The 8117-nt window shown below is 58.3% G+C and carries 9 protein-coding genes; 5 read left to right on the top strand and 4 right to left on the bottom strand.

Translation table 11 applies throughout. The features are described from left to right. The first annotated feature begins 271 nt into the window (after positions 1–271). The 3 genes from DW49_RS0126465 to DW49_RS0126455 all read left to right on the top strand — a co-directional run bounded on the left by DW49_RS0126465 (position 272) and on the right by DW49_RS0126455 (position 1753). Positions 272–829 (top strand): hypoxanthine-guanine phosphoribosyltransferase, encoded by a 558-nt coding sequence (locus tag DW49_RS0126465; protein ID WP_005615224.1) that lies wholly within the window; start codon positions 272–274, stop codon positions 827–829. Between the two features lie 66 nt (positions 830–895). Continuing rightward, a complete protein-coding gene (locus DW49_RS0126460; protein ID WP_005615225.1) occupies positions 896–1399 on the top strand; it encodes a hypothetical protein in 504 nt (167 codons plus the stop codon). 66 nt (positions 1400–1465) lie between these two features. Further along, positions 1466–1753 (top strand): PA4642 family protein, encoded by a 288-nt coding sequence (locus DW49_RS0126455; protein WP_005615226.1) that lies wholly within the window; start codon positions 1466–1468, stop codon positions 1751–1753. 305 nt (positions 1754–2058) lie between these two features. On the opposite strand, the gene DW49_RS0126450 is transcribed toward DW49_RS0126455, so the two are convergent. Continuing rightward, the gene (locus DW49_RS0126450) at positions 2059–2892 is read right to left on the bottom strand and encodes an amino acid ABC transporter permease (protein ID WP_005615227.1); all 834 of its coding nucleotides are present in this window, start codon (positions 2890–2892) and stop codon (positions 2059–2061) included. Continuing rightward, entirely contained in the window at positions 2889–3710 is an 822-nt protein-coding gene (locus tag DW49_RS0126445; protein ID WP_005615228.1) for an ABC transporter substrate-binding protein, read from the bottom strand. Before DW49_RS0126445 ends, DW49_RS0126450 begins: the two co-directional genes overlap by 4 nt. 110 nt (positions 3711–3820) lie before the next feature. Here DW49_RS0126445 and DW49_RS0126440 point away from each other — a divergent pair, with 110 nt between their 5' ends. Then, positions 3821–4717 (top strand): homocysteine S-methyltransferase family protein, encoded by an 897-nt coding sequence (locus tag DW49_RS0126440; RefSeq protein WP_005615229.1) that lies wholly within the window; start codon positions 3821–3823, stop codon positions 4715–4717. 82 nt (positions 4718–4799) lie between these two features. On the opposite strand, the gene mqo is transcribed toward DW49_RS0126440, so the two are convergent. Continuing rightward, positions 4800–6308, bottom strand: a complete 1509-nt coding sequence (gene mqo, locus DW49_RS0126435; RefSeq protein ID WP_005615230.1) for a malate dehydrogenase (quinone) — start codon at positions 6306–6308, stop codon at positions 4800–4802. Between the two features lie 719 nt (positions 6309–7027). Beyond that, entirely contained in the window at positions 7028–7261 is a 234-nt protein-coding gene (locus DW49_RS0126430) for a hypothetical protein (RefSeq protein ID WP_005615231.1), read from the bottom strand. A gap of 228 nt (positions 7262–7489) precedes the next feature. On the opposite strand from DW49_RS0126430, the gene DW49_RS0126425 reads away from it, so the two are divergent. Continuing rightward, a complete protein-coding gene (locus DW49_RS0126425; RefSeq protein ID WP_003379235.1) occupies positions 7490–8071 on the top strand; it encodes a YajG family lipoprotein in 582 nt (193 codons plus the stop codon). The last annotated feature ends 46 nt before the right edge of the window (positions 8072–8117 follow it).

Below are 8117 nucleotides of genomic sequence, written 5' to 3'. Positions count from 1 at the left end.
TTTTCGAAATAAGTTACCCATAACCTGCAAGCTAAGCTATTGATAAGATTTGAATTTTCCGTTAGTTGGTGGCTGATTTTTTCGAAAACAGTACACTAGATTAATCTATTCAACTGTTACTGTCTTACCGCGCGTGCAGTATTGTCTCGAAGCCTGGACGTTCGCGGCTTTTAGAAGACACTCGCAACGTTAATCCAGAATCGCTTGCTCTGGCTTGAGCGGATGCGTACCTTTGCCCGCTTTTCTTCAACTGCCCTACCTGGAGAGCGTCATGTCCGCTGATCTCGAGCACATCCGTCAAATCATGCGCGAAGCTGACTGCCTGTACACCGAGGCTGAAGTGGATGCTGCCATTGCCCGCGTCGGCGCGCAGATCAATGCCGAACTGGCCGACCGCAACCCGGTTGTGTTCTGCGTGATGAACGGCGGCCTGATTTTCTCGGGCAAACTGCTGACTCACCTGAACTTCCCGCTGGAAGCGTCTTACCTGCACGCGACGCGCTACCGCAACGAAACCACGGGCGGCGATCTGTTCTGGAAAGCCAAGCCTGAAGTGTCGTTCATCGACCGTGACGTGCTGATCATCGACGACATCCTCGATGAGGGTCACACCCTGGGCGCGATCATCGACTTCTGTAAACACGCCGGTGCGCGCGCTGTGCACACCGCTGTACTGATCGATAAAGATCACGACCGCAAGGCCCGCCCGGACCTGAAAGCCGACTACGTCGGTCTGCCGTGCATCGACCGTTACATCTTCGGTTTCGGCATGGACTACAAAGGCTACTGGCGTAATGCAGCGGGCATCTATGCGGTCAAGGGGATGTAAGGCATTCTGACGGCCGCTTCTGCAAAAGGGGGCGGTCGTCAATTCGCAATTACCTGGAAACCCTCAATGAAGTTACTGATCCCCGGCGCTCTGGCGTTGGTGCTGTTGTCTGGCCTGACCGTCGCTGCACCGCCTGCGCCGGTATCGGTAGGCCCCATGCACGACCAATACCTGCCGCCCGACGACCTGAGCCTGCGTGAGGGGGCGCCGGAACAGCAACAGTTGATGCAGGTCACCGAATACACCATCGTTGCCGGTAATCAGAGGCAATCCAGCCAGCAGCCGATTCCGGTCACTTCCCCCCTGTCGTTGCGCCTCAAGGGCAAGTCGCTGAACAAGGGCGAATCCATTTCACAGGTGCTTGTGCACTTTGATGGCGGCGAAAGCAAAAGCCTGAAAAAGCCGACCTACGACGAGGCTTCCCGGACCCTGACGCTGTATTACCCGTTGTCTCAATACCGGGTGCTGGTGGATTTGCTGCGCAATGAAAAAGTCTATTGCCAGTTCCTCAGCTACGCCAACGGCCACATCTGGGCCGATTTGCACACCACCTCTGCACATGCGCGTTGAGCCCTGCGCTCGCTGGAGGGTAAACTGCCCGCCCGTGAAAGTGTCTGCGACAAGCTGGAGCCTGTAATGCGTAAAGATAAGAAGCAGTTGATTGGGGACGAGATTGGCGATGAGCAGATCAAGTTGTTCCTCGACTTCGAGCCGTACGATGCCACCTCGCCGTCGCTGCACAAACTGATCAAGGCCTACCGTGGCCTGCGCATCAATGATTTCGAGCGCTTTCTGGTGTTCTTCAAGGAAGCAGGCCATGACTTCGATGGCAAGGACCAGCAGGGCAACGACTTCATCGCCCTGATCAAGGACCAGCGCAATGCCGATGAGTACATTGAACTGATCGAAAAAGCCCATACGTAATTATCGTGTCAATGCACCGCATTGCCAGAGCTGGACGCAGAGCGTCCGGAACTGCATTCCCACGCGGAACTCTCAGCCGTTATACACACGTCCTGGAACGCCCGGAATAACGAGCTTCCAAGCTTCTGCCCAGAGGGCGTGAGCGAACTTGTTCGCGAAGACGGTGTTTTAGTCGATGCATTTTCGGCGATTATACGACCCCCTTCGCGGACAAACGAAGCGTCGCCCGGTCCGCTCCCACGGCCTTTGGCCGGAATCAAGAGCGAACTTGTGTGTATCACGGAGCGTAGGGACAATAGTTGCAGCTATTTACGCGCCTGATACGCCTTGCCGTAGTGTTTTTCCAGCCGCGACTGCAACAACTCCAGACCAATCGACATGATCCAGTACAGCACCGCGGCGGTGGTCAGCATTTCGATGTATCGATAGCTGGACCGGCCATAGGACTGTGCCAGGAACATCACTTCCCAGACGCCCATCACCGAGATCAGTGACGAATCCTTGAGCATGGAAATGAACTGGTTGGTGGTCGGCGGGATAATCGTGCGCATTGCCTGGGGCAGGGTGACGCGCCAGAAGATCTGCGTCGGGCGCAGCGCCAGAGCCAGCGCTGCCTCGCGCTGGCCGGCCGCAACGCCGATGATGCCCGCCCGAAAGATCTCGCTCAGGTAAGCCCCATAGTTGAGCGATAGCGCAATAACCCCCGCCGCGATTGCGCCGGGCACGATGCCCAGTTGCGGTAAGCCGAGATAAATCAGCAGAATCTGGATCAGTAGCGGCGTACCGCGAAAAAACGACGCATAAAAGCTGGCGATACCAAACGCCACGGCGCTGTTCGACAGCCTCGCCAAGGCAGTGACAAAGCCCAGCAGCACCGAAACCACAATCGAGCACACCGACACAAACAGCGTCAGCGCCGCGCCCTGCAAGAAACCGTTGGGCGCCAGATGCAGGCCGATCAGGTTGGGCAGTTTGTCGAGAATGATCGCAAGCTTCAGATCGAAACTCAGGAAGAACCCGGCGAACAGCACAAACATGACCAGCCAGGTCAGGTACAGCCGCGTACGAAAACCGAAGACTCGTTGAAGCAGGCCTTGATCAGCCTGCTCGGGTGGGCGTTGGGGCTCGAAAGAAGTCATTTGCTGATGTCAGCGCCGATCCACTTTTGCGACAGCGTGCTAAGAGTGCCGTCTTTCTTGAGCTCGGCGAAGACCTCGCGAACCTTGGCGTCCCATTCCGGGTCGTCCTTTTCGATGGCCACAGAGTTGGGGTCTTCGTACAGCGTTTCGCCCGCCAGTTTGAAGCGCTTGTCCTGATCCAGGCGTGGTTTTGCCGTCACCAGATTGGTCAGTATCGCGTCCAGCCGCTTGCCAGCGCCCAGCCCCAGGTCTTGAAAGGCCACGTTGTCGTTGTCGTACGGGGCAATTTGCACGTCGTCGAACGGGTACTGCAGCGGCTTGTCTTCCGCGCCGTCGATGACCAGGTTCTTGTTCAGATAGCTTTCGTAGCTCGACGCGCTGGTCAGGCCGACTTTCTTGCCGGTCAGGTCCTTGGCCGAATGAATGCGGTCATCGGTAGCGTTGACCACGATCACCGCAGGCGACGCGTAATACTCGACCGGGAAGTTGAAGACTTCAGCGCGAGCCTTGCTCGGGGTCATCGAGCAGACGCAGATGTCGTAACGGCCGCTCCAGTGACCTGCGGCGATGACGTCCCAGGATGGCGTTTCGAGGCGCAACTTGACGCCCAGTTTCTGCGCCACAGCCTTGGCGACATCCACGTCGAAACCGTCCAGTTCGTTCTTGTCATTCAGGAAAGAGAAGGGCGGGTAACTTTCCATCAGGACGTTGACCAGCTCTTTGTTTTTCTGCACGCGATCCAGCGTGGCACCGGCCAGGGCTTGAGTGGAGGCAGCCAGAGTGACCAGGCCAATGCCCAGCAGCGCACGATAATTCACAGATATCCCCTGAAAAAAGGTTTGTAGTTTGATTAAAGGAGCGTATTAAATACGTTATATAAGGCCGACTCATAATGAGTTTTTTTCATATACATATAAGTAGATCATATATGACCCAGCGCTCAACTGTAATTCTCGATGGCGGCATGGGCCGCGAGCTACAGCGTCGCGGCGCGCCCTTCCGCCAGCCCGAATGGTCGGCACTGGCCTTGAGCGAAGCACCTGACGCCGTCAGTGCGGTACATGCCGCCTATATCGAAAGTGGCGCTCAGGTCATTACCAGCAACAGCTATGCTGTGGTGCCCTTTCATATTGGCGAAGAGCGTTTCGCCCGTGAAGGTCAGGCACTGGCGGCGCTGGCTGGGCGATTGGCGCGCGGTTGCGCCGACGCCTCGGGTGGGCGTGCTCTGGTCGCGGGTTCCATCCCGCCGTTGTTCGGTTCCTATCGCCCTGACCTGTACCAGCCGGAACTGGCCGCTGATGTCTTGAAGCCGCTGGTGGCCGGGTTGTCGCCGTATGTCGATCTGTGGCTGGCCGAGACACAGAGCTGTATTCTTGAGGCGCAAACGATCCGCGCCGGTCTGCCCGCTGACGGCAAGCCGTTCTGGCTATCGTTTACCCTCCAGGATGAAGACACCGACGACGTCCCGCGCCTGCGCTCCGGCGAGCCGGTGGCCGATGCGGCAAAGGCTGCCGCCGAAATGGGCGTGGCAACGCTGCTGTTCAATTGCAGCCAGCCAGAAGTGATCGGCGGTGCGATTGATGCGGCACGTGAGGTGTTCAAAGCTTTGAACGTCGACATCGCCATTGGTGCGTACGCCAATGCGTTCCCACCGCAGCCCAAGGACGCCAAGGCCAACGACGGCCTGGATGAACTGCGCGAAGACCTTGACCCGCAGGGTTATCAGCAGTGGGCTGCGGACTGGGTCAAGCGCGGTGCCACACACATCGGCGGTTGCTGCGGGATTGGCCCGGAGCACATTGCGGTGCTGTCGCAAAAGCTCTGATATCAGCAACCAAAAAGCCCCGCGGCTCGGAAGAGCTCGCGGGGCTTTTTGTTTACATCGCTTTCATGCAGTAAGGGGCAGGTCAGGCGAAGCTCTGTTCCTGGCTGTTTTTCTCGACCAGTTCCAATGCCTCGTCGTTCTGGGTGCTGACGCGCTCATACAGCTGCGCATCGGTCTCCAGAATCTTTTCCCGAGCAGGGAAAATCTCGTTGAGCTTGCTCGCCCAGTCGGTGCGGGTTTTTTCCGGGAAGCAGCGTTCAATCAGCTCCAGCATGATCGACACCGTGACCGAAGCGCCGGGCGATGCGCCGAGCAGTGCGGCGAGCGAGCCATCCTGCGCAGAAACCAGCTCGGTGCCAAATTGCAGCACGCCGCCTTTTTTTGCATCTTTCTTGATGATCTGCACCCGTTGCCCCGCCACTTCCAGGCGCCAGTCTTCGGCTTTTGCCTCTGGATAGAAGCGACGCAGCGATTCCAGGCGTTGCTCCATCGATTGCATCACTTCGCTGACCAGGTACTTGGTCAGGTCCATGTTGTCACGAGCGACGGCCAGCATCGGTTTGATGTTGGCAACACGTACCGAGAGCGGCAGGTCGAGGAACGAGCCGTGCTTGAGGAACTTGGTGGTGAAACCGGCATAAGGCCCGAACAACAGGGACTTCTTGCCATCGACCACGCGAGTGTCCAGGTGCGGCACCGACATCGGCGGCGAACCCACGGCGGCCTGGCTGTAGACCTTGGCCTGATGATGCTTGACCACTTCCGGGTTATCGCAACGCAGCCACTGGCCACTGACCGGGAAGCCGCCAAAACCCTTGCTCTCTTCGATGCCTGACATCTGCAGCAGCGCCAATGCCGCACCGCCTGCGCCGAGGAACACGAATTTGGCGTCGATCTCACGCGTGCCGCCGCCGTTCACGTCCTTGACCGTCACGGTCCAGCCTGCACCCTTGCGGGTCAGGCCGGTGACACGGCTGCGGTACTTGATCTGCGCATCCGGCGCGCTGGACAGGTGGTTGAGCAGTTGATTGGTCAGTGCGCCGAAGTTGACGTCAGTGCCGTTCAACATGCGCGTTGCGGCGATTTTCTCGTCTGCAGCACGGCCGGGCATCATCAGCGGCATCCATTCGGCCAGCGTTGCCTTGTCTTCGGTGTATTCCATCGAAGAGAACGCATGGTGCTTGCTCATGGCTTCAAAACGGGTTTTGAGGAACGAGATGCCGTTTTCGCCCTGCACGAAGCTCAGGTGCGGGACCGGATTGATGAAAGACTTTGCCGAACCGAAAGTGCCTTTGCGCGCCAGAAAGGCCCAGAACTGCTTCGAGACCTCGAACTGGGTATTGATGTGCACGGCTTTCTTGATGTCGATGGAGCCATCAGCCGCAGGCGGCGTGTAATTGAGCTCGCACAGACCGGCATGACCGGTGCCGGCGTTGTTCCACGGGTTGGAACTCTCCGCAGCACCGGAATCCATAAGCTCAACGACTTCCAGCTTGAGGCCGGGGTCGAGCTCCTTGAGCAATACCGCCAGCGTGGCACTCATGATGCCCGCTCCGACCAGTACTACATCGACTGCTGCGTTATGCGCCATTAACGCGTCTCCAAAATCTGCAGCACCAAATTGACGGCATACGATCCTGAGGCTGGATGCCAGGTGGGCGGGGACCGATCAAAAGGTTGCCCTCGTTTTCCTGGCCAGGATCGCCTGACCGATTCTTCGCAATTTTTCGCATCTAAAGCGCAGGTCCCGGTCAGGCTTGGGGAGGGTTCATCGTGAGAGCATGAACGCATTTTCAAGCCCGCGAGGCCATTCGACCATCGTCAGGGAGCCCGGCAAGGGACTGCACCTGTCGATGGCGTCAGGCTCCGGTTGTGGAGGCGCAGTCGCGGTCAGTCCTGTTCAAAGGGGCCGGTTCAGACGCTGATGGTGCATTTACAAACGCGTACCTATTCATTTGCTCGCCACACTCTTGTGAAGTAGTGAAACCCGTTTTTCACGTCCTTTTGGGAACGTGAACCAAACCTCAAAATGGCTGCGATGACAGCGCTGGCAAGTCAGGAGCACAAAGAGTGAGGCGCTGGCAGGTGAGAAAGGTTCGATACGATTCGAGCATTCTTCACCTTTCATCGAGCACACTCGTGCGCAAATGACCTGTGTGGGCGGCTCTCTGTGGGCAGTACGAAGGAGCTAATACGGCGATTAGCGATGCTGCGAGGCCCGATCAGGAGACGTCCTTATAATCGGGGGAAGATTATAGCGATGAAATGACAGGAATTGATCGCTTTAAATGACTTTTATTCGCTATCGGGTCAGGCGGTGAGCAACTGGCCGCGCGTTGAGCGTGCGTTACGCTGCGTCGCGCGTGCGCTGGCGGGCAGTGGCTGATTCAGCCAGCCCAGTCGTTGCTCTGTCACTTCGACCCACTCGACGCCGGACGGGCGTTGCGCGCAGTGCTTGAAGGCGCGGCAGATGCCTGCCTGATCGATGCGGGCGTAGTGGCGATGCTGGTGGCGTGCAGTGAACAAGGACCGGAACAGATTCATGGCGCAGCTCCTGTGACGTGAATGAGCGTCTGTGCGATGAAGGCGAGTCTGCCGCGAGGATGTGACGCCCTGATTACATTGCGCCGCCTGAATCATTGCAGGAGCGGCTGCCTGAACCCAGCTGCGCGGCCAATGTCCGACGCTTAACGGTCGGCGGCCTCTGGTGAGCGGCTGTTACAGGCCGCTATACTGCGGCACATTCAGTGTCTGGCCCATGGAGAAATGAGCATGCTGCGTCGCATTTTGTTCGGTTTGCTTGCTGTAAGCAGTTTGACCCTGGTGGGCTGTGCCCACAGCCCGCAACAACTCAGCCCCACGCCCAAGCTCAACGCGCAGCTTGCGGCAGTAGGCCGTGGTCAGCCGGTGGTCGTACGCGTAGTCGATGGCCGCCCTGGCCCGACGCTGGGCACACGCGGTGGCATGTACCCGGAAACCAGCGCCATCAGCGTTACCGGTGCCGACATCGTTCCCAAGCTTCAGGCTCAGGCAGAGGCCGCCGTGCGCCTGCTGGGCTTTACGCCTACGCAGGGCGGTAACGCTCCGCAGTTGACCGTGACCCTGGCGGACTTGAAGTATCAGTCGCCAAAAGAAGGCCTGTACGTGACTGAAGCCACCATCAGCTCGACGTTCCGCGCGGACGTGCGTAATAACGGTCGTAGCTACAGCGGTCGCTACGCAGCGTCGCTGGACCAGCGCTTCGGCATGGCGCCGAATCAGGAAACCAACACCAAGCTGGTCAGTGACGTGCTGAGCGACGCACTGACCCGCGTGTTCCAGGATCCGACCATCGGTTCGACCCTGGCGCAGTAAGCTTCAGCGCTAAACAAAAAAGCCCGGCCCTTGTTGAAGGGGCCGG

The sequence above is a fragment of the Pseudomonas avellanae BPIC 631 genome, from assembly GCF_000444135.1.
GTDB classification, from domain to species: Bacteria; Pseudomonadota; Gammaproteobacteria; order Pseudomonadales; family Pseudomonadaceae; genus Aquipseudomonas; species Aquipseudomonas avellanae.
The sequence above is the reverse complement of the archived record's forward strand: the minus strand, read 5'-3'. Positions and strand labels throughout refer to the sequence as shown.

Bases quoted from the DNA above. Each gene is read 5' to 3' on its own strand.
- DW49_RS0126465 (WP_005615224.1), top strand. From the start codon at position 272: ATGTCCGCTGATCTCGAGCACATCCGTCAAATCATGCGCGAAGCTGAC.
- DW49_RS0126460 (WP_005615225.1), top strand. From the start codon at position 896: ATGAAGTTACTGATCCCCGGCGCTCTGGCGTTGGTGCTGTTGTCTGGC.
- DW49_RS0126455 (WP_005615226.1), top strand. From the start codon at position 1,466: ATGCGTAAAGATAAGAAGCAGTTGATTGGGGACGAGATTGGCGATGAG.
- DW49_RS0126450 (WP_005615227.1), bottom strand. From the start codon at position 2,892: ATGACTTCTTTCGAGCCCCAACGCCCACCCGAGCAGGCTGATCAAGGC.
- DW49_RS0126440 (WP_005615229.1), top strand. From the start codon at position 3,821: ATGACCCAGCGCTCAACTGTAATTCTCGATGGCGGCATGGGCCGCGAG.
- mqo (WP_005615230.1), bottom strand. From the start codon at position 6,308: ATGGCGCATAACGCAGCAGTCGATGTAGTACTGGTCGGAGCGGGCATC.
- DW49_RS0126430 (WP_005615231.1), bottom strand. From the start codon at position 7,261: ATGAATCTGTTCCGGTCCTTGTTCACTGCACGCCACCAGCATCGCCAC.
- DW49_RS0126425 (WP_003379235.1), top strand. From the start codon at position 7,490: ATGCTGCGTCGCATTTTGTTCGGTTTGCTTGCTGTAAGCAGTTTGACC.